Source organism: Allobosea sp. RAF48, assembly GCF_052114025.1.
In the GTDB taxonomy this organism is placed as follows: Bacteria; Pseudomonadota; Alphaproteobacteria; order Rhizobiales; family Beijerinckiaceae; genus Allobosea.
Genome location: NZ_JBFRDZ010000001.1, coordinates 30,377 through 56,291, shown reverse-complemented (window position 1 = coordinate 56,291; position 25,915 = coordinate 30,377). Strand labels below are relative to the sequence as shown.

Here is a 25,915-nt window from a genome sequence, read left to right as displayed (position 1 = left end):
TCGGCGAGTTTGTCGGATTATGCGCGTATCAATTGCGAATTCCTGGTCAGGAGATGATCGGCCAGGGCCATCGCGATCAGAGACAACCCCACCAGCGGGAAGATGAGTCCCCCGATCGCGAGCAGGCCGAGGACGATCCGCAGCGTCGCCTTCTCCGCCGGCAATGGCGGGACGCCGAGCGAGCCCCGTGGCCGCCGCTTCCACCACATCACCAGAGCCGAGACCGCAAGCAGGATGATCGCAAGGCAGACCGCGAGCATCAACAACTGGTTCGCCAGACCGAATTCCTGGCCCATATGAACGTTGATGCCCCATTCCAGCGCTTTGCCGAGCGGGCCGTAATCGGCATAGCTCATGTCGATCAGCGGCTTGCCGCTATATTGGTCGAGATGGACCACCCGCTGGAAGGCCATGTCCTTCGGATAGACCGAGCCGGTATAGACGCCGCTCGGCCCGCTCGGGAAGTTGATGGCATAGCCCCGCTTCAGGCCGAGGCGGTCGAAGGCTGCGACCGCCGCGTCGAGGTCGATCGGCTTGCCGTCGGCTGCCGCCGATTCCGGGACCCTGGCCTGTTCCAGCGACCACGAGGTCGTGCCGGCATGGGCGAGGTGCTCGTCCGACATCGGTACGGCGACACGGACGCCGGCCGGATAGCCGAAATTGTGCCCATTGGCCCATTGATTGACCTTGGCTCCCCAAAGCACCGACCAGGGCATGCCGGTGATGGCGAGGAACAGGATAAAGCCGCCGGCAATGAGCCCGGTGACCGCGTGCAGGTCCCGCCAGAACACGCGCTGTCGCGGCTTGCCGCGCACGGTGACGACACCGCCGTTCTGCTTGCGCGGCCACCACAGATAGAGGCCGGTCAGCACGAGCAGGATCGCCCAGCCGCCGACGATCTCGATGACGCCGTTCGCGACCGGCCCGAAATAGGCAAGGCTGTGCAACTGGCGGATCACCCACATCACCGTGCCGCGATCCGGGATCTGGCCCAGCACGCGCCCCTCATAGGGGTCGACATAGACGACCATCCGCGCCCCGCCCGCACCGCGGATGGTGACTTCTGCCGAAGCGGTCGCGGTCTCCGGCGGCACATATTTCACGGGCTGGCCGGCAAAGGCTCTCACGGCCTGCGCGACGATCTCGCTGGGCGGCCGCTCGCCCGTCGTGCGGGCCTCGACCTGTTTGACGTCGCGATGGATCAGGCCGTCGATCTCGGCCCGGAAAAGGTAGAGGCCGCCCGTCACGGCCAGCAGGATGAGGAAGGGCAGGGTGATCAGGCCGGCATAGAAGTGCCAGCGCCAGACGGCGCGGTAGAGCGAGGCGGCGCGCCGGTCCGCGCGCTCGGGCGCGGCGGCAGCCGTGGAGACGGTTGTCATGGAAAATCCTGGTCTGAGCTGAAGGGAAAGGGCTTCAGACCGGGGAAGGGGGAGCGCGGGCGCCGAGCGGGTAGCCATGCGCTGCGGGAAGCGTGGCGGGAGCTGCCGGCCGCGCGGCGGCGATGTGCGACGCCGGCTCTCGCTGGGCAATCGCAAAGAGCGCCGTCGGCGGCGGCAGGGCGATCGCAGCCGAGAGGCACAGGCTCGCGCAGCAGTCGGGTAGCTTGGCGCCGCCGCCATCCGATCCGGGCTCGGCGGGAGCAGTCCGCCCGGGCGCGCAAAGCGGGTGGAGAAGCGTGGGCGAAGGCTGGGCCGAAAGCCCGGCGGCTAGCGCCGCGAGCGTCGTCTGCAGGACGAGGACATAGACCGCCAGCAGCGCGAGCGCGCTCCTGTGCCAGTTCACTCGTCCCGCCATCCCCTTCATGCGAAGGGGCTTAGCCGATCCGCCTCGGCGGCGGAAGCGTGCACCGTGACGCGCCTAAGCTTCAGGCTGCCGGCAGGCAGGCCGGGCCCAGCGGTTCGAAGCTCTTGTAGGTCAGGATGAATTCCTGATGGCCGAGTTCCTCGGACTTCGTCTTGCCGCCCTGGCCGAGCGAGACGACGAGGTTGCGGATCTCCTGGCCGACTTCGTCGAGGCTGGCGTGGCCCTCGAGGATGCGTCCGGCATCGACGTCCATATCCTCGGACATCCGGCGATAGGTCTCGGGATTGGCGCAGATCTTCACGACCGGCGATATCGCCGAGCCGACGACCGAGCCTCTGCCCGTCACGAACAGCACGCAATGCGCGCCGCAGGCGATCAGTTCGGCGATCTCGGCGTTGTCGTTGATGTTGGGGAAGCCGAAACGCACCTCGCCGTCCGGCACGACATCGAGCAGATAGAGCCCGCCATGCGGCGGCACGTCGCCGGGCTTGATCAGGCCGGAGATCGGCGAAGCCCCCGATTTGGCATAGGCGCCCATCGACTTCTCCTCGATGGTCGAGAGGCCACCCTCGGCATTGCCGGCGGCGAAGGAGCCATAGCCCAGCGTCGCATAGTAGCGCGCCGCTTTGGCGACGGATTTCTCCAGTTCGGCGCCGAGCTCCGGCGTCACTGCGCGCGCCGCCATGATGTGCTCGCAGCCGATCAGCTCGCCGGTTTCCTCGAAGATGCAGGCGGCGCCCTCCGAGATGAGCTGGTCGAAGGCGCGTCCCGCCGCCGGATTGCCGGTGATCCCGGAGGTGCCGTCCGAGCCGCCGCAGACCGTCCCGATCACGAGCTCGGAAACCGCCATCGGCACGGTTTCCTGCGCGTCGAGCGCGATGCGCTGCTCCTCGACCCAGGCGCGGCCCTCGCGGATCGAGGAGCGGGTGCCGCCCGTGCTCTGGATGATGATCGTTTTCACCGGCCGGCCGGTGGCGCGGATCGCCCGCTCCAGCGCGTATTTATTGAAGCTCTCGCATCCCAGCGAGACCAGCAGCACCGCTCCGACATTCGGATGCGTGCAGAGCTGCTCCATCATCCGCTCGGCATAGGGGTTCGGATAGCATCCGGGAAAGCCGATGGCGTGGACGCCTTGCTCGCGCCAGGGCAGCGCGATCTCAACAGCGACATGGTGGGCGCATTCGACGAGATAGGCGACCGCGACGGTGTTGCGGATGCCCTTGCGCCCGTCGGAGCGGATATAGCCGCGCATTTCGCTCATGCCGAGGCCCCCGCATTGCGCTCGTCTTCGAGATGGTAGGTCGGCGTGTAGTCGCTGCGCATGTTGTGGACATGGACATGCGCGCCGGCGGCGATCGCCTCGGTCGCGACACCGATCGGCGCGCCGTATTTCAGGATCTTCTCGCCGGCGGCGATGGCGCGGCGGGCGATCTTGTGGGCGAGCGCGATGTCGCGGTCGAGCGCTGCTGGACCGGAGCCGGTTTCGACGCTGTCGCCGGCTTTCAGCCGCACCCGCGCGACCAGGACGTTGTCGCGCGGATCGAGCAGGATGAGGCGCGGGTCGTGGGTCATGGCCCTGTTTCCTTCCCTCCGGCTGTCATCCCGGACGAGCCGCCTTGGCGACGCCGATCCGGGATCCATGCCTGAACATCATTCGCAAGCGCTCCCGGAATGTATCCCGGGTCTCCGCTTCGCCCCGCCCGGGATGACGGCGCGGGTGGAGCGTCTCAGAATTTGCCGTACTGCAGATAGGCCTGCTGCGGGTCGGTTCCGGCGAGGATCGCGTTGCGGACCTTGTTTTCGGCCGAGATTGCCGTTTCCGACTTCTCCAGAACCTCCTCGATGATCTCGACGGGGATGCGGACGACGCCGTCGCGGTCGGCCAGGATGTAGTCGCCGGGCCGGACCCAGACATCGCCGATCTTGATGGGTTCGTCGACCGCCTTGGGCAGCCAGACGCCGACGATGTCGCGCGGCGTATAGGCCTTGAAATAGGCCTGGAAGCCCATCTCGACCATGAACTCGGTGTCGCGCGAAAGCCCGTCGATGACGCAGCCACGCACGCCCTTGTTCTTCAGCGTCTCGGCCGAGAGCTCGCCCATCAGCGCGATCTCGTCGGTGTTCGGCTGGCAGACCCAGACATGGCCGGGCTTGGCAGCGGAGAGCAGGCCGGTCCAGCCGAGCAGCGTCTCATGCGCGTCGAACTCGCCGGTCTTGCCCTCGACGGTGAAGGCGGGTCCCGCAAGCTTCTGGCCGGGCAGGAGCGGGCGCAGTTCCGGGGGCAGCACGAAATCCTTCAGGCCCATCGCCCGCATCGTGTCGTGGATGATGCCGGTATAGCAGCGCTCCAGCCTGTCGGTCAGTTCCTGGCTCATCATTCCTCCGGATCGGCCCCTCTCGCGTGGCTCTTCTGCCATGGCCGTTGTCGCTAGAGTGTCGGGCGGAGCAAGGTGCGGCAAGCGCGTTTTCCGCGCGTCGCTGATGCGTTTCAATCGGTTGAATCGTTCCGGTCGACGCGCTCCCAGCCCTGCGGCATCAGGCGCTCCTGCGGCAGGAAGCGGGCCTTGTAGGCCATCTTCGGCGAGCCTTCGACCCAATAGCCGAGATAGACAAAGGGCAGGCCGAGGCGCCGGGCGCGAGCGATATGGTCCAGCACCATGAAGGTGCCGAGCGAGCGCAGTTCCAGGCTCGGATCATAGACCGAGTAGACCATGGAGAGCCCGTCGCTCAGCTTGTCGGTCAGCGCCATGGCGAAGAGGTCGCCGTCGCCGCGGCCGGTGAAGCCCGAATCGGGACCGCGCCGGCGGTATTCGACGAGATGCGTCTCGACATGGGTATCCTCGACCATCATCGCGAAGTCGAGTGCCGACATCGTCGCCATGCCGCCATCCGGATGGCGTTCGTCGAGATAGGCGCGGAAGAGCGAATAGTGCTCGGAGCGCGGCTGCGGCGGCCGCACTTCGCCGATCAGGTCGCTGTTGCGCGCCAGAACCCGGCGGAAGCCGCGCGAATAGCGGAAGTCGTCGACGCAGATCCGGACGGAGATGCAAGCCCGGCACGTCTCGCAGGCAGGGCGGTAGGCGATGCTCTGCGAACGGCGGAAGCCGCCCTGCGACAGCACATCGTTGAGCTCGCGCGCCCGGGACCCGACCAGGTGCGTAAATACCTTCCGCTCCTCGCGTCCCGGCAGATAGGGACACGCGGTCGGGGAAGTGAGATAGAATTGCGGGGCGTCCCGCAATGGGCGCGTCACGTGGGCGGGCTCCGGAAAAGCTGCGCCCTTCAATGTAGCATCGGTGGCGGCGGCAACAAGCGCGAGGCGGCATGTGGCGCGATCTTGCTGCCGACAACTTCCCGGCGTCGACTGCACAGAGGACGGATCGGCCTCGGGAGCGTGAGATGCCCGGTGAGAAGGTGGCGCTAAGAGGAGTGAAGGAAACGCTCCTGATCACGCTCTGCGCGAAGGCAGGCGAGAGCCGTTTGCCCGACTCGCTCCTGAAGGATCGCTTCGCCGCGGAGGCGATGGAGCGGATCGACTACGACTTCGCGCGGCTCGGGATCGATCGCGATTTGATGGTCGGCGTCGCCTTGCGGGCGCATGTCATCGATGGCTGGGCACGGGATTTCATCGCCCGGCACCCCAAGGCGACGGTGCTGCATCTCGGCTGCGGGCTCGATGCGCGCGTCTTCCGGCTCGAGCTTCCCGCCAGTATTCGCTGGTTCGACGTCGACTATCCCGATGTGATCGCGTTGCGGAAGCGCCTCTACCCGGCCCGCGAGAATTGCACGCTGCTGGGATCGTCGGTGATCGAGCCGGGCTGGATTGAGGCAGTGCCGCGGGATCGGCCGGCTCTCATCATTGCCGAGGGCCTGTTGCCCTACCTGCCCGAGGAAGAGGTGGTGCTTCTGCTGGCGCGGCTGATGGGGCACGTCCCCGGCGGCGAATTTGTCTTCGATGCCTATAGCCGCCTGGGCCTCACGCTGATCGCCTGGCAGCCTGCCATCCGCTCGACCGGCGCGACACTGCACTGGTCACTTGATGATCCCCGGGAGTTGATGCAGCGACTGCCCCGGCTCGAACTCGTTCAGGAGCTCACGGGCTACGGCGCGAACGGGTATGATCTACGACAGGTCGCGCGGATGTCGCTCACGGCGCGGGCGACCATCCAGATGTTCGGATGGATTCCCGCGCTGTCGCAGATGGCACGCCTGCTGCGCTTTCGCTTCTGATCAGGCCCGGACGACGACCAGCCCGGTCAGGAGGTCATGGCCCATGCGCCGGTCGGCACGGGCGAAGCCGCAGGCGACGTCGACGAGCCAGAGCAGGAAGGTGCCGGCGGCAACGTAGAAAAGCAGCGCGTGCACGGCCGCCGTCAGGCCATCCGGCCGGCCGCCACCGATGGTCTCGACCCTCAAGCCCGCGATGCGCATGCCCCAGGTAGACCCGCGCCGGCCGCCGATCGTCAGCGCCGCATAGCCGAGTGCGGTTGCAACCGTCGCGATCGGGATGAGCAGCCATGTCGCGCCGAAGGTCACGATGCCGAGCACGGCCAGCAGGAAGACGACCAGCCAGCCGAGGAAGAACAGCACGAAGATATCGACGAGCCAGGCGAACAGGCGAGACCCGAGAACGCCGCTGACGTTCTGGTACGGGCGCTGCTCCAGAGCCGTGATCGGCGGCTGGCTGTAGCGGGTATCGCTCATCGAGACTTCAATCCTCTATCGGCGCGCGGGATGCGTCGCCCGGACGGATATGTTTGATCAGCGCGTCGGTTCCGCAAGGCCGCGTGGCAGGATTCGCCGTGGCGCGAAGCCGTTTTTCGCAAGCATGTCCTCGATCGCGCGCGAATGCGCTTCGCCCCGCGTCTCCACGGTGACGTCGAGCGAAACCCCTTTGGCCGGCACGTCGAGAAACAAGCGTCCATGGCTGACTTCGAGGATATTGGCGCCTTCGTTGCCGAGCAGGCTCGCAATCTTGCCGAGCAGGCCGGGCCTGTCGTTGCTGGTGAGTCGGAAGGCGACGATGCGGTCCTCGCGTTCGAGTTCGCGCACCATGATCGCAGCCAGCAGGCGGGTGTCGATATTACCGCCGCAGAGCACGAGCCCGACCTTGCGCCCGGCATAGCGCTGCGGGTCCTTCAGCATGGCGGCGAGGCCGGCGGCGCCGGCGCCTTCCGCGAGGCTGTGCTGCAGGCTGGCATAGGCGTTGACCGCTCGCTCGATCAGGTCTTCGCCGACGAGGACGATGTCGCCGACCAGGCTGGAGATTACCGGCAGGGTGAGCTGGCCGACCGTCTTGACTGCGATGCCCTCGGCCAGCGTCGGCCCGCCGATCGGCCGGTTCTGGGCGTACACGGCGTTGAAGAAGGAGGGATAGAGATCGGCCTCCACGCCGATGAGTTCGATCCCGGGCTTGATCGCCTTGGCGGCAACGGCGTTGCCGGCCATGAGGCCGCCGCCGCCGATCGGAATGACCAGCACGTCGAGATCGGGTTCGTCGGCCAGCATCTCGCGCGCCACCGTGCCCTGGCCCGCCATGACCGCAGCATCGTCATAGGGGTGGACGAAGACGAGTTGCTCGGCGCCTGCAAGCTCGTGCGCCTTCTGGCTGGATTCGAAGAGCGTCTCGCCGTGGAGCACGACACGGGCGCCATGGGCGCGGGTGTTCTCGACCTTCACCAGCGGTGTCGTCTCGGGCATCACGATCGTCGCCGGAATGCCGAAGCGCTTGGCATGGTACGCCACCGCCTGGGCGTGGTTGCCGGCCGACATGGCGATGACGCCGCGTGCCCGCTCGCTCTCGCTGAGCGTCAGCAGCTTGTTGACCGCTCCCCGCTCCTTGAACGACGCGGTCGCCTGCATGTTCTCGTACTTCACCAGCACGGTCGCGCCGGTCAGCTCGGACAGGCGCGGCGCGGGCACCAGCGGCGTGCGCAGCACATGTCCTTCGATGCGGCTTGCAGCCGCGTCGATATCCTCGGGGGTGATGGCGAAGGCTTCGCTCATGATGCGCTCCATCCCGGTGTCATGTCGTCAAACCTGCCGCGGTGTCAGGTCGGCATCGCCGAAGAAGCCGCCGGGGCGCAAGATCAGTACAACGGCCAGCAGGGAGTAGACGGCGAGATCACGCTGTTCGATCGGCAATGTCGCCGACCACGCGGCTTCGAATATGGCGATGCAGAGACCGCCCAGCGCCGCGCCGCTGACCGAGCCGATACCGCCGAGAATGGCGGCAACGAGCGCCTTGAGGCCCAGGGAGAAGCCGCCGGCGAAGCCCATGCCGCCATAGATCGCGGTCACGATGACCCCGGCCATACCGCAGACGGCGCAGGCGATGACGACGGCGACGTCATGGACGGCGCGTGCATCGACACCGAACAGCGCCGCAGTTCGCGCATCGTCCGAGACGGCCCGCCAGGCCCGGCCATAGGCCGTGCGCCGGATCAGCGCGACGAGGCCGAGCGTGACGCCGAGCCCGAGGATGGCAAGCGCCAGCGCCAGCGGGTTCAAGGTCACGATGAAGGTCCCGGAATGGGCCAGGGGAATCGGGCTGTTGAACACCGGTGGCAGCCAGCGCAATTCCGGGCCTTGCACCAGCCTGAGATATTCGGACATCGCGATCGCGAGCCCGATCGTGGCGATGAGTGTCTGCTGGCCGCTGGCGCGCTCGAGGTGACGCAGCACGAAGCGGCCCATGGCGAAGCCGTGCAGGGCGCAAACGAGGATCGCCACGATGAAGGCGACCACGAGCCCCGAAAGCGGCGTCGAGATCGCGAGCGAGAGCAGCAGCGCCACGCCGACTACGGAGGCGAGCGCGCCGAGCGCCGCGAACTCGCCGAAGCTCAGGATGATCCGCCCGGTCAGCCCGTAGACGAGGGCATAGGCTGCGGCGAGCAGGCTGTAGATCGCCGCCGAGGGCAGGGCGCTCAGCCCCTGCTGGAAACCGTAGGCAACCGAACGCGGGATCGCCGGCAGGTTCTCGGCGGTGGGGGCGGCTGGGTCAGGCGGTGGCTCGGCCCGGTCCTCGAGATAGAAGCGTCGCAGCAGGTAGAAGCTGGCATCGGCCATCGGGCGCCCGTCGGAGGCGATGCCGATCAGGGCGCCGCGGCCGGGTCCGCCGCCTTCCCCGGCGAAGAGGCAGTCGATGCTGCGATGGCGCGAGATATCGTCGCCGAGCTGCACGCGGTACAACAGCCTCAGCGCCCGCGGCACCGGCCCCTTCGTGGCGCGCTCGATCTCGATCCGGGCATTCGGCGGATTGAGCGGCGGGATCGCCTGCCGGCAGAGCCGCATCTGTTCGGTGTCGAAATCCGCGCCGCACCCCGCGAGGGCGAGCAGGACAACAGCCAGAATCGGCAGGATGAGCGGGCGCATGCCGTGCGACGGTAGCGCCGCTGCCGGGGCAAGGAAACCGCACCGTCGTTGTTTTGAGAATGCTCGGGTCGAGCCTGAGCATTCTCCCGAAGCGTCCGGCCTCAGCCAGCAGCCTTGAGCTTCTTCGCGACGCGCGGCGCGAAATAGGTCAGGACGCCGTCGGCGCCCGCACGCTTGAAGGCGAGCAGGCTCTCCAGCATCGCCTTTTCGCCGTCGAGCCAGCCATTGTTCGCTGCCGCCATGATCATCGCGTACTCGCCGGAGACCTGATAGGCGAAGGTAGGCACGCGGAAATGGTCCTTCACCCGCGCCACCACGTCGAGATAGGGCAGGCCGGGCTTAATCATCACCATGTCGGCGCCTTCTTCGAGGTCGAGCATCACCTCGGCGATCGCCTCGTCGGTATTCGCCGGATCCATCTGGTAGGTGCGCTTGTCGCCGACCAGCGTGGCGTTGGTGCCGATGGCGTCGCGGAAGGGGCCGTAGAATGCGGACGCGTACTTCGCCGCATAGGCCATGATCTGCACCTCCTCATGGCCATCGCCGTCGAGGGCAGCGCGGATCGCTGCGACGCGTCCGTCCATCATATCGGAGGGGGCAATGACGTCGGCGCCGGCATCGGCGAGCGCCTGGGCCTGCTGGACGAGGATGGCGACGCTGGCGTCGTTGAGGATGCGCTCGCCGTCCATGACGCCGTCATGGCCGTGGGAGGTGTAGGGGTCGAGTGCGGCGTCGCAGATGATGCCGATCTGCGGCACCTCCGCCTTGATGGCGCGCACAGCGCGGCACATCAGGTTGCTCGTGTTGAGCGCTTCCGAGCCGGTCGGGTCGCGCAGCGCCTTTTCGACATAGGGGAAGGGCGCGATCGCTGGAATGCCGAGCGCCGCGGCCTCGGCAGCCTGCCGCACGGCCTCCTCGATGTTCAGCCGGTCGACGCCGGGCATCCATTCGACCGGCGAGCGGGCCTCGGGCGAGTCCATCAGGAAGATCGGCCAGATCAGGTCGTCGGTCGTCAGCGCCGACTCGCGCATCAGCCGGCGGGACCATTCGGCCTTGCGGTTGCGGCGCATCCGGCGGGTGAGCCCGAGCCACGAAGCGCCGTGCGCCTCGTCCGGATGCGACTGAGGAGCGGGGAAAGGCCGCACGACCCGGGATTCCATGAACTGTGCCTCAAGCGGTGAACAAAAACGGCCCGGCATTCGTCGAACGGGCGATGTCGGCAGGCCGTTTACATATCACATCGGAACCATTCCAAAACAGGGCGCTTGGTCGCAAGGCTGCTGCCAGCGTCATGCAGGCCGAGCGGGGATATGGCAGTGCAGCGGGGCCAAGCCGCACCTGCCGTTCCGTCGCGTTGACAAGCCTGTCCCCGCCTTCCAGAACCGCTGCCCACGGAAGCAGGATCGGACCATGACGCAGGACCAGGAGATCATCTGCGAGATCCGCGGCGCCGCTGGCGTCGTGGTGCTCAATCGGCCGAAGGCGCTGAACGCTCTGAGCCTCGGCATGGTCCGCGAGCTCGCCCGCGCGCTCGACGCCTGGGAGAACGATCCGCAGGTCACCCGCATCGTCGTCATCAGCACCAGCGAGAAGGCGTTCTCGGCCGGCGGCGATATCCGCTGGCTGCATGATTGCGGCAAGGCCGGGCGATATGAGGACATGCTCGCCTTCTGGGGCGAGGAGTACATTCTCAACCACCGGATCAAGACCTATCCCAAGCCTTATGTCGCGCTGATTGACGGCATCGTGATGGGCGGCGGCGTCGGCATCTCGCTGCATGGCAGCCACCGCATTGCCGGTGACCGCTATCTCTTCGCCATGCCGGAGGTCGGCATCGGCTTCTTCCCCGATGTCGGCGCGACTTATGCGCTGCCGCGTCTCACCGACGGCTTCGGCCGCTTCCTGGCGTTGACGGGCGAGCGGATCGGCGCGGCCGACGCGCTTACGGTCGGGCTTGCGACCCACGGCGTGCCGAGCGAGCGGTTCGCGGAACTGGCCGATGCGCTGACGGGCCGTAGTGCGCTCGACGAGATCCTCGCCGCCTTCAGTCTCCAGCGGGGGCCGGGGCCCCTGCAGGCCGAGCGCGCGGTGATAGCGGATGTCTTCGGCGGGGAGACCCTGCCGGAGGTGATCGCGCGCCTGGACAAGGCCGCTGCCCGCGGCGGCCGCTTCGCCGGCAAGCTGCTGCAGACCATCGCTACCAAATCGCCGACCAGCGTCGCCATCGCCTTCGAGCAGATGCGGCGCGGCGCCGGTCTCGATTTCGCCGAGGCGATGCGCACGGAATACCGCATCGTCTCGCGCATCGCGCGCGGCCATGACTTTTATGAGGGCGTGCGTGCCGTCGTGATCGACAAGGATCAGGCGCCGCACTGGCAGCCAGCGACGCTCGACGCCATCAGGCAGGCCGATATCGACGCCTATTTCGCGCCGCTCGGCGCTGACGAACTCGAGCTGGAGGGTTGAGCTTGGGGCTGGGTGGCGATGGCGAGGCTCTGCGTGGTGCGAGGACCGGCGAGGACGGAGAAAAGCGGCAGGGGCGCTGGCGTCTCCTGCTCGTCTGGTTCCTGCGGCTGCTCTCGGCCTTCTGGCTCGCCAAGGGGCTGACCGCCTGGGCGGTCATCTTCGGCCTGCCCGGCAATCCTCAGCCGCCCTTCGAAAATCGGTTGCTGAGCTATCAGGCCATCATCGTCTATTTCGCCGTGATCGACCTCGTCGCCGCGGTCGGTCTTTGGCTCACCTCGACCTGGGGAGGCGTGCTCTGGCTTCTGGCGGCGATCAGCCAGATGCTGCTGAGCTTCTTCTTCCCGCGCTTCGTGCCGATGACGGCATGGCTGGTCGCGCTCTATATCGGGCTGATGGCGGTCTATTTCCTCGCGACGTGGGCGGCGGAGAACGAGGCGGAGTAGCGATCGATCGCCGCTGCGATCTCGCCCCGGACGATGCTCTCGGAGTGTGCCATGCGTGACGCGCGGCGCTTCGATTGCGTCGAGTCATGGTAAGAATCGCTTTAGCTTAAGCGTTTCTGGCTTCACTTACGATTCACCCAAAGGGGTAAATCCCTGATTCATCCTGATATTTAAACTCGTTTTCATCCGCCGCCGCTTATGGTGTTTTTCAGAAGCGGACCAGGAGACAAATCCTGGCCGACACACAACAGGCGAGATATACCATGAAAGCGAGCGTCAAGACTTTGGATGTTGCCAAGACTAAAGAGGCCGAACTCAACGTGAAGCCTCTTTATCTTGAGTCGCTCACCCTGGTTGAGCGGCTGCATCGCCGGCTTCTCGATGTCATCAAGGATGAGTTCGAGCGCCGCGGCCGGGATGACGTCAACAGCGTGCAGGCCCTGCTGCTCTACAACATCGGCGATGCCGAGCTGTCCGCCAGCGAGCTGCGCACCCGCGGCTACTATCTCGGCTCGAACGTGTCCTACAACGTGAAGAAGCTGGTCGAGCTCGGCTATCTCCACCATGCCCGTTCGCGCATCGACCGCCGCTCGGTCCGGATCAGCCTGACCGACAAGGGCACCGAGGTGCACGATATCGTGAAGGGCGTCTACGACAAGCATGTCCGCACGGTCGAGCAGATCGGCGGCATCGCGGCTGATGATTTCGAGCGCATGAACAATGCGCTGCTGCGCCTGGAGCGCTTCTGGACCGACCAGATCCGCTACAAGCTCTGAGAAATCCGTCGCTTACCGGCCGTTTCGCCGATCTGCCTGCCTGTTGCGCGGCTGGGGCCAGTCCCGGCCGCGCCGGCGCGACTCGCCGCGGGCTTCAGTATCGACTGTGACTTTGTTGCCATGCATCGGGCAAAACCATGCCATGCCCTAAATTCGCCTCTGTCATCACGCCTCGTTAACCGTGCTAGGACACCGTCATCGGCCATGAGGTTATTGCGGCAGTCCGGCGCGAACGTCGCCTTTTTGGCGACGTTTTTGTGCGGCCAGTCTGCATGCGTGAAGTCTTGATGAGGGAAGAGATGTCGCAACTGAGCCTGACCCGCCGCGAAACCGTGTTGGCCCTGCTGTCGGGCGCCGCCACGGCTGCAGCAGCCCCGGCGCTCGCCCAGCAGGCCGAGTGGCGCCAGAGCTACGATGCGGGTCCGCGCAACGCCGTCCTCCGCTCGTCGACGCCGATGCTCTCGCCGGAATCGCTGCAGGCCACCGAAGCGGCGATCGCCGCTTACCGCGACCTCGCCGGCCGGGGTGGCTGGCCGCAGGTGCAGCTGCCTGAGCGCATGGGCGTCGGTGCCAAGGGGCCGGGCGTGGTGGCTCTGCGCCAGCGCCTGATCGTCACCGGCGATCTCGATGCTGCCGCGGGCGACAGCGCTGTCTATGACTCCTATGTCGAGGCGGGTGTGCGCCGCTTCCAGTCGCGCGTCGGCCTGTCGACCACGGGTTCGATCAATCGCGCCACCGTCGCTGCCCTCAACGTGCCGATCGACCGCCGCATCCGCCAGCTCGAGACCAACGTCGTCCGGCTGCGCAGCTGGTCCGGCAATCTCGGCGGCCGCTATGTCGTCGCCAATATCCCGGCTGCGATGGTCGAGACTGTCGAGAACGGCCATGTCGCGACGCGTCACGCTGCCGGCGTCGGCAAGATCGACCGCCAGTCGCCGCTGCTGCAGACCAAGATCCCGGAAGTCAATTTCAACCCGACCTGGACGGTTCCCGCTTCGATCATCCGCAAGGACCTGATCCCGAAGATGCGCAAGGAGCCGAATTACCTCGCCGAGAACAAGATCCGCATCATCTCGCCGAGCGGCGGCGAGATTTCGCCCGCCAGCGTGAACTGGAACTCGGACGAGGCGACGCGCTACACTTTCCGGCAGGATCCGGGCGGTGACTTCAATTCGCTCGGCTTCGTACGCATCAACATCCCGAGCCCGCACGGCGTCTACATGCATGACACGCCGTCTAAGGGCATCTTCGGCGACGATTACCGCTTCGTCTCCTCGGGCTGCATGCGCGTCCAGAACGTGCGCGACTATGTCGCCTGGCTGCTGAAGAATACCCCCGGCTGGGATCGCGCCAAGATCGACGAGGTGATCCAGTCCGGCCAGCGCGTCAACGCCCGCATTTCCGACCCCGTGTCCTGCTATTGGGTCTATGTCACGGCCTGGGCGACGGCCGATGGCGGCGTGCAGTTCCGCGACGACATCTACAACAAGGACGGACTCGGCCCGGCGCCGGTCGCGGCCCTGCAGGGCGATCAGGACATCTGAACGGCCGAGCTAGGCTCTCGATAACGACGAAGCCCGCCGGAAACGGCGGGCTTTTTGCTGGCCGGAGCCAATGCGGGATACCGCGACCCTGATGACGGAAAGGACCAGGCGTTCCCGCAGCCCTAACCGAAGCCATGCGTTGTCGGCCTAGCCGCCGGCTTCTGGTTCGCGTTGACCCTCCGGCCGCCTGTGGGCAGGTTCTTAGCCGGCGCGTCAGGGTGGAGCCTCGCGCCGATGTCTCGGGGGCTGCGTGAATTTCCTGGCTAAGCCTACCGTTGCAGCCTTTCTGCTGTCGACGGCTCTGACGAATCTCGCCGCGGCCCAGTCGCGCGGCCCGCTCACCGATCCCGAGAGCTGGCGCACACCGGAATACCTCGCCCAGTGGGGCCTCGACTATATCAACTCTGCGAAGGCCTATGCGCGCGGCGTCGATGGCGCCGGCGTGCTGATCGGAGTCATCGATTCCGGGATCTTTGCCGCACATCCTGAATTCATCGGCCGATATGCCGGAGGTTACGACTATCCCACCGAAACGGCGCAGCCGATCGATCGCGGCGGGCACGGCACGAGCGTTTCATCGGTCATCGCCGCCAACCGTGACGGCAAGGGCGTGCACGGGGTCGCCCCCGGCGCCTCGCTCGTCGTCGCCGGAGCGGAAGTCGAGTTGGGATATACGGAAACGGTTTTCGCGATGAGAGCCTATGCCGATCTGCAGGCGCGCGGCGTCCGTATCATCAATAACAGCTACGGCGATGAACGCCCGATCACGGCATTCACGAGCGGCAGCTACGAGGCGGAGCATCCGTCAGGCATCCCCGCCTATCGGCGCGCTGTTGCCGCAGGAATTCTCAGCATCTGGGGCACAGCGAATGAGGGCCGGAATCAACCGAGCGCCGAGGCCGGACTGCCCAATCTCTTCCCGGAGTTGGAGCGCGGTTGGCTGGCGGTTATGGCCCTCGGACCCGATTATGAGACGTTCTATACCAACCGCTGCGGTGTGGCGAAGAACTGGTGCCTCGCGGCACCCGGCGGCGGCGACTGGTGGTATCCTGACCCTTATCCCGACGATCCCATTGTCGTGGCCAACAAGAGCGGCGGCTATTCCAAGGTCAACGGCACTTCCTTCGCCGCGCCACATGTCTCGGGCGCAGCGGCGCTGGTCTGGCAGATGTTTCCGTTCTTCAGCGCCGACCAGGTGCGCCAGACCCTGCTCGGCACAGCCAAGGATATCGGGCCGCCGGGCGTCGACGAGATCTTCGGCTACGGCCTGCTCGATGTCGGCAAGGCGGTACTCGGCCCCGGCCGCTTCGACTGGGGCGATTTCGTTGTCGAGCAGCCCGGCGGCGTCGCCTTCTTCGAGAACGACATCGTCGGCGCCGGCGGCCTCGTCAAACGCGGCGACGGCGAGCTCGTCCTGACCGGCCACAGCGCCTATGCCGGCGCGACGCGGGTCGAGGGCGGTTTTCTCACCGTCATGGGCAGCATCGCCTCGGCCACCAGCGTCGCGCCGGCGGGCACGCTCGCCGGCACCGGCGTCATCAACGGCGATGTCGGCAATGCCGGCGCGGTCTGGGCCGGCAACCACCGCGGCGTCGGTACGCTGACCGTCAACGGCAGCTATGTGCAGCAGGCCGGCGGATTCCTGATCCAGCAGTTCGACACGACAGGCGGGCAGAATCGTCTCGCCGTGACGGGAACGGCAAGCCTCGCCGGTCAGGTGGCGCTGGCCGGCGGCCCGCAACTATTGCCACGTTTCCTGACCATGCCGGTGATCACCGCGGGGCAGGGCCTCATCGGTCGCTTCGAAGGCGTCGAGGGGCCCGTCGGCGACGGCTCGGCACCCTTTGTCCAGGCCAGCCTGCGCTACGAGCCGAACACGGCGCATCTCGACATCCGCACGCTGCCCTTCGACGCACCCGGCGTCTGCGCCTCGGCCAATCAATGCGCTGCCGGCTCCGCTCTGGAGCGCGGCCTTGCCGGCGCCGATGCCGATCTGCGCGGGGTGGCCACTCTGCTCCAGGCCGCCGGCACGCGCGATGGCGCTCGCGCGGCGCTGTCCGGCCTCTCGGGCGCGGCGCATGCCAGCCTCAGTACGATCGCACTCGGCGGCTTCGCGCCCTTCGGCGGCATGATCGCGCAACGCCTGACCGATCTGCGCTCCGGCCAGGTCGAGCCGACGGCGGGGCATACCGCGATGGCCTATGCGCCGGGCGGGGCTAGCAGCCCGGCTGCGGCGCTGCTGGCGCGGCTGCCCTCCGGCCAGGCTGCACCCTGGGGCGAGGCTGGGGTCTCCCAAAATGCCTGGCTGCGTGGTTATGGCGTCGTCGGCAGGTTCGGCGGCGATGCCAACGCCGGCGGAGCCGATTACAGCGGCGGCGGAGTGGCCGGCGGCTTCGATCGGCAGGTCATGCCCTCGCTGCTGCTCGGCTTCAGCCTCGGTCTGTCCACCACCGATGTCGATTTCCGGCAGTTCGCCGGCAAGGGCAGTATCAAGGCCTATGAGGGCGCGTTCTACGGCAGCTATGCGAGCGGGCCGCTGCGCCTCGATGGCATCCTCGGCTATGGCCGCCTCGACCTCGAGAGCCAGCGTAGCATCAGCTTCGGCAGCATCTCGCGTCGAGCCGACGCCGATTACGGCGCCGACCGCTTCACCGGCGCGCTCGAGGCGGCCTATGCCGTCGAACTCGGCTGGTCGACGATCGAGCCGCTGGCCGGGCTGCGCTACACCTACCTACGGCAGGATGGCTTTGCCGAGACCGGCGCCGGCAGCATCGGCCTGACCAGCGGCTGGCAAACGGCATCGAGCCTGCTCGGCAGCCTCGGCGCGCGTCTCACGCGGCAGTTCGACCTTGGTGCGAACCGCATTGCCATCGAGGCGCGCGGCCGCTGGCAGCACGAATTCCTCGACGATGCGGTCGTCCTCGACACCGCCTTCATCGGGGCGTCGGCGGCAAGCTTCGCCGTGCAGGGCGCGCGGGTGGCGCGCGATAGCGCGATCCTGGGCATCGGCCTGTCGACGCGGGCCGGTCGCAATGTGACGCTCATCGCCGATTACGACGTCCGTCTCAACGCGGACGACACCGCCCATGCCGTAACGGCGGGATTGCGCGCGACCTGGTAGCGGGCGGCCCGGTGGTCTTGTCCGATTCGGGCTTGTCGGCGAAAGCCGGCGCGCCGACGAGCAGACTCATGATGGAACCGCAGCGGCCAAGCAGGGCAACGCTATAAAGTCGCAGGGCGTTCGTCTTCACCGATATGGTTCCGGGCCGGCCTTCCCCGCGACCCGGACCGTGCTCCTTGGTCGGCGGGGGAGGCGCCTTGGATTTTTTGAGCTGCCCGCGCTCATGTCACCCGCTTCACGCTTGGAAAGGCGCGCCCCGAGTGCTACGGGACCCCCGACAGCGGGATCGCGCGCGCGGATTCCGCAAAGCCTTCGCACCGCATGCCGCGCAGGGTCGCACGCCGTTGGTGGGCGACGATACAGCGCCGATGGAGCCCCGCCATGAGCCATGACGCCGCCGCCGACAAGCACCTCTCGAACTCCTTCTTCGGCGCCTCGCTGGCCGACGCCGATCCGGAGATCGCCCGCGCCATCGAGCTGGAGCTCGGTCGTCAGCGCGACGAGATCGAGCTGATCGCCTCGGAGAACATCGTCTCCCGCGCCGTGCTCGAGGCGCAGGGCTCTGTCATGACCAACAAGTACGCCGAGGGCTATCCGGGCCGGCGCTACTATGGCGGCTGCCAGTTCGTCGATATCGCCGAGAAGCTCGCTATCGAGCGCGCCTGCCGGCTGTTCGACTGCAAGTTCGCCAATGTCCAGCCGAATTCCGGCTCGCAGGCCAATCAGGGCGTGTTCATGGCGCTGATGCAGCCGGGCGACACCTTCATGGGCCTCGACCTCGCCGCCGGCGGGCACCTGACCCATGGCGCGCCGGTCAACCAGTCCGGCAAGTGGTTCAACGTGGTTTCCTACGGCGTCTGCGTCGTCGACCAGATGATCGATTACGATGCGATGGAGCGCCTCGCCATCGAGCACAAGCCGAAGGTCATCGTCGCCGGTGGCTCGGCCTATGCCCGCCATTGGGACTTCGCCCGCTTCCGCGAGATCTGCGACAAGGTCGGCGCCTATTTCATGGTCGACATCGCCCATTTCGCCGGGCTCGTCGCCGGCGGCGCGCATCCCTCGCCATTCCCGCACGCCCATGTCGTCACCACCACGACGCACAAGACCCTGCGCGGCCCGCGTGGTGGCATGATCCTGACCAATGACGAGGCGCTGGCGAAGAAGATCAACTCGGCGATCTTCCCCGGCATTCAGGGCGGCCCGCTGATGCATGTCATCGCGGCCAAGGCAGTTTCGTTCCAGGAGGCGCTGCAGCCGGAATTCAAGACCTACGCGCACGCCGTCGTCGCCAACGCCAAGGCGCTGGCCGAGACGCTGAAGTCGAAGGGCTTCGACCTCGTCACCGGCGGCACCGACAACCACCTGATGCTGGTCGACCTGCGCTCGAAGAAGCTGACCGGCAAGGCGGCGGAAGCCGCGCTCGGCCGCGCCCACATCACCTGCAACAAGAACGGCATCCCCTTCGACCCCGAGAAGCCGATGACCACCTCCGGCATCCGCCTTGGCACCCCTGCTGCGACGTCGCGCGGCTTCGGCATCGCCGAGTTCAAGCAGGTCGGCGAGCTGATCGCCGAGGTGCTGGACGGCCTTGCCGCCCATGGCGAGGAAGGCAACGCCGCCGTCGAGCAGGCGGTGTCGGCCAAGGTCAAGGCGCTGACCGCGCGCTTCCCGATCTACTGAGGATGGTTTCGAAGGGGCTCTGAGAAAGGCTGGCGAACCGGAATGCGCTGTCCCTATTGCGGCTCCCTCGACACGCAGGTGAAGGACTCACGTCCCACCGACGATCACGCTTCGATCCGCCGCCGCCGGGTCTGTCCCGATTGCGGCGGCCGCTTCACCACCTTCGAGCGGGTGCAACTGCGCGAATTGACGGTGGTGAAGCGCTCGGGCCGGCGTGCACCGTTCGACCGCGACAAGCTCGAAACCTCGATCGCGCACGCGCTGCGCAAGCGCCCCGTGGCGCCGGAGCGCATCGAGCGCATGGTCAACGGCATCGTCCGCCAGCTCGAAAGCTCGGGAGAGGCGGAGATTCCGAGCTCGACCATCGGCGAACTGGTGATGGAGGGGCTGAAAGGCCTCGACGACGTCGCCTATGTCCGCTTCGCCTCGGTCTACAAGAACTTCCGCGAGGCCAAGGATTTCGAGGACCTGCTCGGCCAGCTCGGTACCGTCGAGGAGGAGGGTGTCTCCGCCCCGCAGTCACGCAGCGATGACTGACCGCAGCGCGGTCGACCGCGCCTTCATGCGCCAGGCGCTCGCCTATGGCGCCCGCAATCTCGGGGCGACCTGGCCGAATCCCTCTGTCGGCGCCATCGTTACCCGCGACACCCCCGATGGGCCTATCGTCGTCGCGCGTGGGCTGACCCAGCCTGGCGGGCGGCCGCATGGCGAGGCGCACGCTTTCTCCCGGGCCGGGGCAGCGTCGATGGGCGGAACGCTCTATGTGACGCTCGAACCCTGCTCGCATCGTTCGGTGCGGGGCGGCATCCCTTGCGTGGAGCACACCATCCTGTCGGGTGTGAAGCGCGTGGTTTCGGCCATGTCCGATCCCAACCCTTTCATCGCGGGTTTGGGGCATGCGCTGCTGCGGACTGCCGGCATCGAGGTAACGACGGGCGTTCTTGAAGCTGAAGCCCAGCGGGCGCATCGCGGTCATGTCCTGCGCATCACGCAGGGGCGGCCGATGGTGACCTTCAAGATCGCCCGCACCGCGGACGGCTATGCTGGCGGGGAGGGGGGCACCCCCATCGCCGTATCCAGCCCGGTCGCGGGCGGCTGGGTGCATCTGCAGCGCGCCCATCACGATGCGATCATGCTCGGCGTCAGCTCGGTGCTCTCGGATGATCCGCAGCTGACCGTTCGCCTGCCCGGTTTGGCCGGGCGCTCGCCGATCCGTGTCATCCTCGACACGCATCTGCGCCTGCCGCTGGCCTCGAAGCTGGTCCGCACGGCGCGCGAGGTGGCGGTCTGGGTGATCGCTGCCGAAACCGCACCGGTTAAGCCCGAAGAGGCGCTGGTCGCGGCCGGCGTGGAGGTCATGCGGGTCTCGGCCGGAGCCGACGGCCATCTCGATCTGCGCGAGGCGCTGACGCTGCTCGGCACGCGCGGCATCACCCGCGTCTTCTCGGAGGGCGGCCCGCGTATCGGCGAGAAGCTGGCCTTGGCCGGCCTCGCCGACGAGGTGATCGTTTCGACCTCGCCAAAAACGCTGGGCCAGCCCGGCATCGTTGCCGTGCGGCCGGGGCTTGCCGGCCTGCTGGCCGACCCCGATCTATACGCCCTTGCCGAGACCGGGCTGATCGGTCAGGACCGTTTCGAGCATTTCGTGAGGAGAGGCTGATGTTCACCGGCATCGTCACCGCCATCGGCGAGGTCGTGGAGGCCGAGCGCAAGGGGCCGAGTCTCAAGCGTCTCGCCATATCCTGCCCCTATGAGGCGGAAGGCATCGCCATCGGCGCCTCGATCGCCTGCGCCGGCGTCTGCCTCACCGTCACCGCGCTTCGCCCCCGCGCGGATGGCGAGCCCGGCTGCATTTTCCAGGTGGAGGCCGCGGCCGAGACGCTGGCGAAAACGCTGGTCGGCGAGTGGGAGCCCGGCACGCTGGTCAATCTCGAGCGCTCGCTCAAGGTGGGCGACGAACTCGGTGGCCACCTCGTCGTCGGCCATGTCGACGGCCCCGGCCGCATCCTGAAGATCGACGCGATCGAGCCCGACCCCGACGAGCCCTGGGGAGCGACCGCCCGCTTTCACATCCGCGCCCCGCAAGGGCTGGAGCGCTTCATCGCGACGAAAGGCTCGATCTGCCTCGACGGCACCTCGCTCACCATCAACACTGTCGAGGATGACGTCTTCACCGTGTTGCTGATTCCGCACTCCTTCGCTGTCACGACCTGGGGGCAGCGCAAGGAGGGCGACGCCGTTCATGTCGAGGTCGATCTGATGGCGCGGTATGCCGCACGGCTTGCGGAGGCGCGCCCGCAGGGGTAAGAGCCTGCACCAACTCAAGAATTCGAGCCCTCATCCTGAGGAACCGCGAAGCGGCGTCTCGAAGGATGATCCAGCCCGCTCTGGACCATCCTTCGAGACGCCATTTCTGTCGAAATGGCTCCTCGTGATGAGGGCTGTGCGGCCCGGTCGCGTCGACCGGACCGTGTGCAAGAAGGATAGAAGAAATGGCCGGACCCCGGCAGACCTCGGCCGACAAGGCCGCAACTCCGGCCGTCGAGATCGACGGCGCCCGCGTCCTCGTCGTCGAGGCGCGCTTCTACGACAAGCTCGCCGATGAGCTGCTGGCCGGCGCCGTGGCGGTGCTGGAAGAGGCTGGCTGCCGCGTCGATGTCGTCACCGTCCCCGGCGCGCTGGAGATCCCCTCCGCCATCGTCATCGGCCTGCGCGCCGCCGACGAAGCTGTCGATCCCTACGAGGCCGTCGTCGCGCTCGGCACCGTCATCCGCGGCGAGACCGGCCATTACGATATCGTCGCCGGCGAAAGCTCGCGTGCGCTGATGGATCTCTCGGTCGCCTTCGCCCTGCCGCTCGGCAACGGCATCCTGACCGTCGAGAACGAGGCGCAGGCTCGGGCCCGCGCCAACCGTTCGGACATGAACAAGGGTGGCGGCGCTGCGGAAGCGGCGCTCGCCGTGCTGCGCTACAAGCGCTCCCTGGCGGAGCCGTCGCAATGAGCCGCGCCGAGAAGCGGCGCGGAGCGCGGCTCTCGGTCGTGCAGGCGCTCTACGAGATGGAAATCGGCGGCCGCGGTGTCGTCGAAGCCATGGCCGAGTTCGAGGCCTTCTGGATCGGCAAGGAGGTCGAGGAGATCGAGTTGCCGGAGGCGGAAATCGCCTTCTTCCGCGACATTCTCGGCGGCGTCGTCCGCGAGCAGCGCCTGGTCGACCGGACCGTCGACGACCTTCTCGCCAAGGACTGGCCGCTGAAGCGGGTCGAGGCCGTGGTGCGTGCCATCCTGCGCGCAGGCGCCTATGAACTCGCCTTCCGCAAGGACGTGCCGGCTCGGGCCGTGATCTCCGAATACGTCGCGGTCGCGCGCGCCTTCTACTCGGGAGAGGAAATCGGCATGGTCAATGCCGTGCTCGACCGCATGGCCCGAGACTTCCGCGCCGACGAGTTCGACGCTCCGGCGGCGTAGACGCGAACCCCAACCGTCATCCCGGGCGACCGAAGCGAGACCCGGAATCCATGCCGGAGCGCTTCCGGATAAGGTTTAGCATGGATCCCGGATCGGCGCTGCTGCGCCGCTCCGGGATGACCATGGAGCAGATGCGGAGATTGGCTGAACGATGGCCGAGAATCAGCGCCCTGGCGAGTTCGAGCTGATCGCCCGCTATTTCGCGCCGATCGCCGGGCCGGGTGGCCTGAGCCTCCTCGACGATGCCGGGCTGTTGCGTCCCGGCCGCGGCTATGAGGTCGTCGTGACGGCCGATGCACTCGTCGCTGGCGTGCACTTCTTCCCCGACGATCCGCCCGAGACGATCGGCTGGAAGGCGCTGGCCGTCAATCTCTCCGATCTCGCCGCCAAGGGCGCGAAGCCCGAGGGCTTCGTCCTGACGCTCGCCTTGCCGCGCGGCTGGACTGAAGCCTGGCTTGCCGGCTTCGTGGCAGGGCTGGCCCGCATCGCCGAAGCCGCCGGCTGCCCGCTGATTGGCGGCGATACCGTCTCGACGACCGGGCCGCTCACCCTGTCGATCACCGCCTTCGGCACCGTTCCGGCAGGGCGGATGGTCAGGCGCTCCGGCGCGAAGCCGGGGCATGTGGTGCTCGTCTCCGGCACTGTTGGAGACGGCGCGCTTGGCCTGAAGGTACACGGCCCGGACCAACCGGGCTGGGTCGCTGCGCTCGGCGCCGAGGACCGCGCCTTCCTCATCGATCGCTATCTGCATCCGCAGTCCCGCCATGCGCTTGCGGAAGCGTTGCAGCGCCACGCTTCGGCCGCGATGGACGTCTCGGACGGTCTTGTCGGCGATCTCGCCAAGCTGCTGAAGGCCTCGGGTGTCGGTGCCGAGATCGCTCTCGATGCCGTCCCGCTCTCGTCGGCGGTCCGCGCCGCGGTCATGGCCGATCCCGCACTGGCGGAACTGGCCTGGACCGGCGGAGACGACTACGAAATTCTCTGTACGGCCTCGGAAGGGGAATATCCTGCTCTGATTGCGGCGGCGAAGGAGGTAATGCTTCCGCTGACGCCGATCGGGCGGATCACCGCAGAGGCCGGCGTGGTGACCTATCGCGAGAAGGGTGGGTTGCGCAGTTTCGCGCAAGGCTCCTTCTCTCACTTCTGACAGCGGCGCGTCACGGCGACCGCGAGGCGCGTTGTGATGAACCAGCATGTTCCGGTCCTCGATGGCGACAGGCTCGCAAAACGTAATGCGCTGGTCCTAGCCGGGGCGCAGGCGCTGGGTGGCGCCAACCCCGCGATCGTCGTTTCGCTCGGCGGCATCGTCGGTGCGCAGCTGGTGGCCGACAAGGCCTTCGCCACGGTGCCGGTCAGCCTGCTTCAGCTCGGCATCGCCGTCGGTGTGATCCCGGCAGCGATGGTGATGCGCAGTATCGGGCGGCGCAGCGGCTATCTGATCGGCGCGCTCGTCGGCGCAACGGGAGCGAGCCTCGCCGCCGGCGGTGCGACGCTGCGCCTGTTCTGGCTGTTCTGCCTCGGCACATTCGTGTGCGGGCTCTACGGCTCCTTCGTCCAGAGCTATCGCTTTGCCGCCGCCGATACGGCAAGCGAGGAATTTCGGCCCCGCGCCATTTCCTGGGTGATGTTCGGCGGTCTTGCAGCGGGCATTATCGGGCCGCAATCGGTCTACTGGACGCGCGATCTCACACCCTCCGCGCCCTTCGCCGCGAGCTTCCTCGCGCAGGGTGTTCTGGCGCTGATCGCCATCCTGATCGTCTCCCGCCTGCGTGCCCCGCGGGTTGGGGCCGTCCGTTCCGGCGGGGGCCGCCCGCTCGGCGAGATCATGCGCCAGCCGAAGTTCATCGCCTCGGTCACGGCTTCGCTGGTCGCCTACGGGCTGATGAGCTTCGTCATGACGGCTGCGCCGATGGCCATGGTTGCCTGCGGCCATTCGGTCGGCGATGCCGCGCTCGGAATCCAGTGGCATGTGCTCTCGATGTTCGGGCCGAGCTTCTTCACCGGCCGGCTGATCGCCCGCTTCGGCAAGGGCACGATCACCTCGGTCGGGCTCGTGCTGACGGCACTTGCCGCCGTCGTCGGCCTCACCGGCCTCAGCGTCGGACATTTCTGGCTGGCCCTGATCTTGCTCGGTCTCGGCTGGAATTTGGGCTTCATCGGTGCGACCGCACTGGTGACGGACTGCTACCGGCCGGAGGAGCGGGTGAAGGTGCAGGCGGCGAACGACTTCCTCGTCTTCGGCTCGGTCGCCATCGCCTCGTTCTCGGCGGGCGGTCTGCTCAGCCATGGCGGTTGGGACAGCGTGAACTGGCTCGTCTTCCCGCCGGTTGCTATCGCGCTGGCGATGGTAGCCTGGGCGCGTTTCCAGCGTCCGGCCGTCGCCTGAGGGGCCAGGCGCTTTCTTCCGGGAGTTTTCGATGACCAATCGTGCATTTCCACCTGCGACCGGCCGCGTACCGCCGGGAGCGATTGGCCATAACCGCGGCGTCGTGCGGCAGAACTATGCGTTCATGCCGCCGGAGGGCGTGCTGATCAGCCGCCTGCCGCAATATATGGACACCATCGTCCGCGTTCTCGCCGCACCTGTCCTCGGTGCCGCCTTCGCCCAATATGTTCTCGAGATCGCGCCGGGCGGCGGCATGCCGGCCGCGTTCAGCGAGGACGGCGTCCAGCATTTCTTCTATGTCCTGTCGGGCGACGTCGCTCTCGGAATCGCGGAAGCGGCGCCGAAGCGAATGGCCGCGGGCGGCTTCGCCTACCTGCCGCCGGCCACACGGTTCACCCTGCGCAACGAGAGCGGCGAGCCCGCCCGCGTCCTTGCGCTCCGCAAGCGCTACGAGCCGGCCTTAGGCCTCGCCGTGCCCGAGCCGATCCTGTCGCACCAGGATGCCGTGCCGATGACGAATCATACCGGCAAGGAAGGGCGCGGCTTCCAGTTCCTGCTGCCCTATGGTGACATGCGGTTCGACTTCGAGATGAACCTGATGTGGTTCAAGCCGGGAGTCTGCTTCCCGGCAGTCGAGACGCATGTGATGGAGCATGGCCTCTACATGCTGGAAGGGCAGGGGCTCTACTTGCTCGGCGAAGAATGGCACGAGATCTGGGCGCAGGATTTCATCTGGATGGGCGGTTATTGCCCCCAGCAATTCTATCCGACCGGCCACGACGACGCCTGCTATCTGCTCTACAAGAACGTCAACCGCGACATCGCGCTCTGAGCTGCGACAGGGCTCGCCTAA

General features: G+C 67.1%; 25 protein-coding genes. 15 read left to right on the top strand and 10 right to left on the bottom strand.

Going from position 1 to position 25,915, the window contains the following annotated elements:
- Positions 1-17: 17 nt before the first annotated feature.
- The 6 genes from AB4Z10_RS00335 to AB4Z10_RS00310 all read right to left on the bottom strand — a co-directional run bounded on the left by AB4Z10_RS00335 (position 18) and on the right by AB4Z10_RS00310 (position 5,056).
- The gene (locus AB4Z10_RS00335; RefSeq protein WP_441468373.1) at positions 18-1,379 is read right to left on the bottom strand and encodes a PepSY-associated TM helix domain-containing protein; all 1,362 of its coding nucleotides are present in this window, start codon (positions 1,377-1,379) and stop codon (positions 18-20) included.
- 34 nt (positions 1,380-1,413) lie between these two features.
- Entirely contained in the window at positions 1,414-1,782 is a 369-nt protein-coding gene (locus AB4Z10_RS00330) for a hypothetical protein (RefSeq protein ID WP_441468372.1), read from the bottom strand.
- A gap of 82 nt (positions 1,783-1,864) precedes the next feature.
- Positions 1,865-3,064: a UxaA family hydrolase gene (locus tag AB4Z10_RS00325; RefSeq protein ID WP_441468371.1), complete on the bottom strand. Its 1,200-nt coding sequence runs from the start codon at positions 3,062-3,064 to the stop codon at positions 1,865-1,867.
- Positions 3,061-3,375 carry a UxaA family hydrolase gene (locus tag AB4Z10_RS00320; RefSeq protein WP_441468370.1) on the bottom strand — a complete coding sequence of 105 codons (315 nt, stop codon included), beginning with the start codon at positions 3,373-3,375 and terminating at the stop codon, positions 3,061-3,063. Before AB4Z10_RS00320 ends, AB4Z10_RS00325 begins: the two co-directional genes overlap by 4 nt.
- A 155-nt stretch (positions 3,376-3,530) precedes the next feature.
- On the bottom strand, positions 3,531-4,178 hold the full coding sequence (locus AB4Z10_RS00315) for an RraA family protein (protein WP_441468369.1): 648 nt from the start codon (positions 4,176-4,178) through the stop codon (positions 3,531-3,533).
- Positions 4,179-4,291: 113 nt separating this feature from the next.
- Positions 4,292-5,056: an arginyltransferase gene (locus tag AB4Z10_RS00310; RefSeq protein ID WP_441468368.1), complete on the bottom strand. Its 765-nt coding sequence runs from the start codon at positions 5,054-5,056 to the stop codon at positions 4,292-4,294.
- A 146-nt stretch (positions 5,057-5,202) separates the two neighbouring features.
- On the opposite strand from AB4Z10_RS00310, the gene AB4Z10_RS00305 reads away from it, so the two are divergent.
- On the top strand, positions 5,203-6,033 hold the full coding sequence (locus tag AB4Z10_RS00305; RefSeq protein WP_441468367.1) for a class I SAM-dependent methyltransferase: 831 nt from the start codon (positions 5,203-5,205) through the stop codon (positions 6,031-6,033).
- Here the strand turns inward: AB4Z10_RS00305 and AB4Z10_RS00300 are convergent, their stop codons facing one another.
- From AB4Z10_RS00300 to hemB, 4 genes are all read right to left on the bottom strand, one after another.
- Entirely contained in the window at positions 6,034-6,507 is a 474-nt protein-coding gene (locus AB4Z10_RS00300) for an RDD family protein (protein WP_441468366.1), read from the bottom strand.
- A 57-nt stretch (positions 6,508-6,564) separates the two neighbouring features.
- Positions 6,565-7,809 carry a threonine ammonia-lyase gene (locus AB4Z10_RS00295; RefSeq protein ID WP_441468365.1) on the bottom strand — a complete coding sequence of 415 codons (1,245 nt, stop codon included), beginning with the start codon at positions 7,807-7,809 and terminating at the stop codon, positions 6,565-6,567.
- Positions 7,810-7,836: 27 nt separating this feature from the next.
- Positions 7,837-9,177, bottom strand: coding sequence for a branched-chain amino acid ABC transporter permease (locus tag AB4Z10_RS00290; RefSeq protein ID WP_441468364.1), 1,341 nt, complete (start codon positions 9,175-9,177; stop codon positions 7,837-7,839).
- A 101-nt stretch (positions 9,178-9,278) separates the two neighbouring features.
- Positions 9,279-10,337: a porphobilinogen synthase gene (gene hemB, locus AB4Z10_RS00285; RefSeq protein WP_441468363.1), complete on the bottom strand. Its 1,059-nt coding sequence runs from the start codon at positions 10,335-10,337 to the stop codon at positions 9,279-9,281.
- A 250-nt stretch (positions 10,338-10,587) separates the two neighbouring features.
- Between hemB and AB4Z10_RS00280 the strand changes: the two genes are divergently transcribed.
- The 14 genes from AB4Z10_RS00280 to allE all read left to right on the top strand — a co-directional run bounded on the left by AB4Z10_RS00280 (position 10,588) and on the right by allE (position 25,894).
- Entirely contained in the window at positions 10,588-11,643 is a 1,056-nt protein-coding gene (locus tag AB4Z10_RS00280) for an enoyl-CoA hydratase/isomerase family protein (protein WP_441468362.1), read from the top strand.
- Positions 11,640-12,086, top strand: a complete 447-nt coding sequence (locus AB4Z10_RS00275; RefSeq protein WP_441468361.1) for a DUF6163 family protein — start codon at positions 11,640-11,642, stop codon at positions 12,084-12,086. Before AB4Z10_RS00280 ends, AB4Z10_RS00275 begins: the two co-directional genes overlap by 4 nt.
- 263 nt (positions 12,087-12,349) lie before the next feature.
- Complete coding sequence (ldtR, locus tag AB4Z10_RS00270; RefSeq protein WP_441468360.1) at positions 12,350-12,862, top strand: transcriptional regulator LdtR; 513 nt, start codon at positions 12,350-12,352, stop codon at positions 12,860-12,862.
- Between the two features lie 299 nt (positions 12,863-13,161).
- Positions 13,162-14,406 (top strand): L,D-transpeptidase family protein, encoded by a 1,245-nt coding sequence (locus AB4Z10_RS00265; protein WP_441468359.1) that lies wholly within the window; start codon positions 13,162-13,164, stop codon positions 14,404-14,406.
- 250 nt (positions 14,407-14,656) lie between these two features.
- Positions 14,657-17,527: an autotransporter domain-containing protein gene (locus AB4Z10_RS00260; protein ID WP_441468358.1), complete on the top strand. Its 2,871-nt coding sequence runs from the start codon at positions 14,657-14,659 to the stop codon at positions 17,525-17,527.
- Between the two features lie 381 nt (positions 17,528-17,908).
- Positions 17,909-19,210, top strand: a complete 1,302-nt coding sequence (gene glyA, locus AB4Z10_RS00255) for a serine hydroxymethyltransferase (RefSeq protein WP_441468357.1) — start codon at positions 17,909-17,911, stop codon at positions 19,208-19,210.
- Between the two features lie 42 nt (positions 19,211-19,252).
- Positions 19,253-19,747, top strand: coding sequence for a transcriptional regulator NrdR (gene nrdR, locus AB4Z10_RS00250; protein ID WP_441468356.1), 495 nt, complete (start codon positions 19,253-19,255; stop codon positions 19,745-19,747).
- Positions 19,740-20,870: a bifunctional diaminohydroxyphosphoribosylaminopyrimidine deaminase/5-amino-6-(5-phosphoribosylamino)uracil reductase RibD gene (gene ribD / locus AB4Z10_RS00245; protein ID WP_441468355.1), complete on the top strand. Its 1,131-nt coding sequence runs from the start codon at positions 19,740-19,742 to the stop codon at positions 20,868-20,870. Before nrdR ends, ribD begins: the two co-directional genes overlap by 8 nt.
- A complete protein-coding gene (locus tag AB4Z10_RS00240) occupies positions 20,870-21,517 on the top strand; it encodes a riboflavin synthase (RefSeq protein WP_441468354.1) in 648 nt (215 codons plus the stop codon). The genes ribD and AB4Z10_RS00240 overlap by 1 nt, the downstream gene beginning before the upstream one ends.
- A 185-nt stretch (positions 21,518-21,702) precedes the next feature.
- On the top strand, positions 21,703-22,212 hold the full coding sequence (gene ribH / locus AB4Z10_RS00235) for a 6,7-dimethyl-8-ribityllumazine synthase (RefSeq protein ID WP_441468353.1): 510 nt from the start codon (positions 21,703-21,705) through the stop codon (positions 22,210-22,212).
- Complete coding sequence (gene nusB / locus AB4Z10_RS00230) at positions 22,209-22,676, top strand: transcription antitermination factor NusB (protein ID WP_441468352.1); 468 nt, start codon at positions 22,209-22,211, stop codon at positions 22,674-22,676. Before ribH ends, nusB begins: the two co-directional genes overlap by 4 nt.
- A 151-nt stretch (positions 22,677-22,827) precedes the next feature.
- Positions 22,828-23,823 (top strand): thiamine-phosphate kinase, encoded by a 996-nt coding sequence (gene thiL / locus AB4Z10_RS00225; protein ID WP_441468351.1) that lies wholly within the window; start codon positions 22,828-22,830, stop codon positions 23,821-23,823.
- Between the two features lie 36 nt (positions 23,824-23,859).
- Positions 23,860-25,062 carry an MFS transporter gene (locus AB4Z10_RS00220; protein WP_441468350.1) on the top strand — a complete coding sequence of 401 codons (1,203 nt, stop codon included), beginning with the start codon at positions 23,860-23,862 and terminating at the stop codon, positions 25,060-25,062.
- A 31-nt stretch (positions 25,063-25,093) separates the two neighbouring features.
- On the top strand, positions 25,094-25,894 hold the full coding sequence (gene allE, locus AB4Z10_RS00215; RefSeq protein ID WP_441468349.1) for a (S)-ureidoglycine aminohydrolase: 801 nt from the start codon (positions 25,094-25,096) through the stop codon (positions 25,892-25,894).
- The last annotated feature ends 21 nt before the right edge of the window (positions 25,895-25,915 follow it).

Excerpts from the sequence above, each read along its gene's own strand:
- AB4Z10_RS00300 (WP_441468366.1), bottom strand. The coding sequence starts at position 6,507 with ATGAGCGATACCCGCTACAGCCAGCCGCCGATCACGGCTCTGGAGCAG.
- hemB (WP_441468363.1), bottom strand. The coding sequence starts at position 10,337 with ATGGAATCCCGGGTCGTGCGGCCTTTCCCCGCTCCTCAGTCGCATCCG.
- AB4Z10_RS00335 (WP_441468373.1), bottom strand. The coding sequence starts at position 1,379 with ATGACAACCGTCTCCACGGCTGCCGCCGCGCCCGAGCGCGCGGACCGG.
- AB4Z10_RS00305 (WP_441468367.1), top strand. The coding sequence starts at position 5,203 with ATGCCCGGTGAGAAGGTGGCGCTAAGAGGAGTGAAGGAAACGCTCCTG.
- glyA (WP_441468357.1), top strand. The coding sequence starts at position 17,909 with ATGAGCCATGACGCCGCCGCCGACAAGCACCTCTCGAACTCCTTCTTC.
- AB4Z10_RS00280 (WP_441468362.1), top strand. The coding sequence starts at position 10,588 with ATGACGCAGGACCAGGAGATCATCTGCGAGATCCGCGGCGCCGCTGGC.
- ldtR (WP_441468360.1), top strand. The coding sequence starts at position 12,350 with ATGAAAGCGAGCGTCAAGACTTTGGATGTTGCCAAGACTAAAGAGGCC.
- nusB (WP_441468352.1), top strand. The coding sequence starts at position 22,209 with ATGAGCCGCGCCGAGAAGCGGCGCGGAGCGCGGCTCTCGGTCGTGCAG.
- AB4Z10_RS00220 (WP_441468350.1), top strand. The coding sequence starts at position 23,860 with ATGAACCAGCATGTTCCGGTCCTCGATGGCGACAGGCTCGCAAAACGT.
- AB4Z10_RS00295 (WP_441468365.1), bottom strand. The coding sequence starts at position 7,809 with ATGAGCGAAGCCTTCGCCATCACCCCCGAGGATATCGACGCGGCTGCA.
- thiL (WP_441468351.1), top strand. The coding sequence starts at position 22,828 with ATGGCCGAGAATCAGCGCCCTGGCGAGTTCGAGCTGATCGCCCGCTAT.
- AB4Z10_RS00265 (WP_441468359.1), top strand. The coding sequence starts at position 13,162 with ATGTCGCAACTGAGCCTGACCCGCCGCGAAACCGTGTTGGCCCTGCTG.
- ribD (WP_441468355.1), top strand. The coding sequence starts at position 19,740 with ATGACTGACCGCAGCGCGGTCGACCGCGCCTTCATGCGCCAGGCGCTC.
- AB4Z10_RS00240 (WP_441468354.1), top strand. The coding sequence starts at position 20,870 with ATGTTCACCGGCATCGTCACCGCCATCGGCGAGGTCGTGGAGGCCGAG.
- ribH (WP_441468353.1), top strand. The coding sequence starts at position 21,703 with ATGGCCGGACCCCGGCAGACCTCGGCCGACAAGGCCGCAACTCCGGCC.
- AB4Z10_RS00290 (WP_441468364.1), bottom strand. The coding sequence starts at position 9,177 with ATGCGCCCGCTCATCCTGCCGATTCTGGCTGTTGTCCTGCTCGCCCTC.
- nrdR (WP_441468356.1), top strand. The coding sequence starts at position 19,253 with ATGCGCTGTCCCTATTGCGGCTCCCTCGACACGCAGGTGAAGGACTCA.
- AB4Z10_RS00325 (WP_441468371.1), bottom strand. The coding sequence starts at position 3,064 with ATGAGCGAAATGCGCGGCTATATCCGCTCCGACGGGCGCAAGGGCATC.
- AB4Z10_RS00315 (WP_441468369.1), bottom strand. The coding sequence starts at position 4,178 with ATGAGCCAGGAACTGACCGACAGGCTGGAGCGCTGCTATACCGGCATC.
- allE (WP_441468349.1), top strand. The coding sequence starts at position 25,094 with ATGACCAATCGTGCATTTCCACCTGCGACCGGCCGCGTACCGCCGGGA.
- AB4Z10_RS00320 (WP_441468370.1), bottom strand. The coding sequence starts at position 3,375 with ATGACCCACGACCCGCGCCTCATCCTGCTCGATCCGCGCGACAACGTC.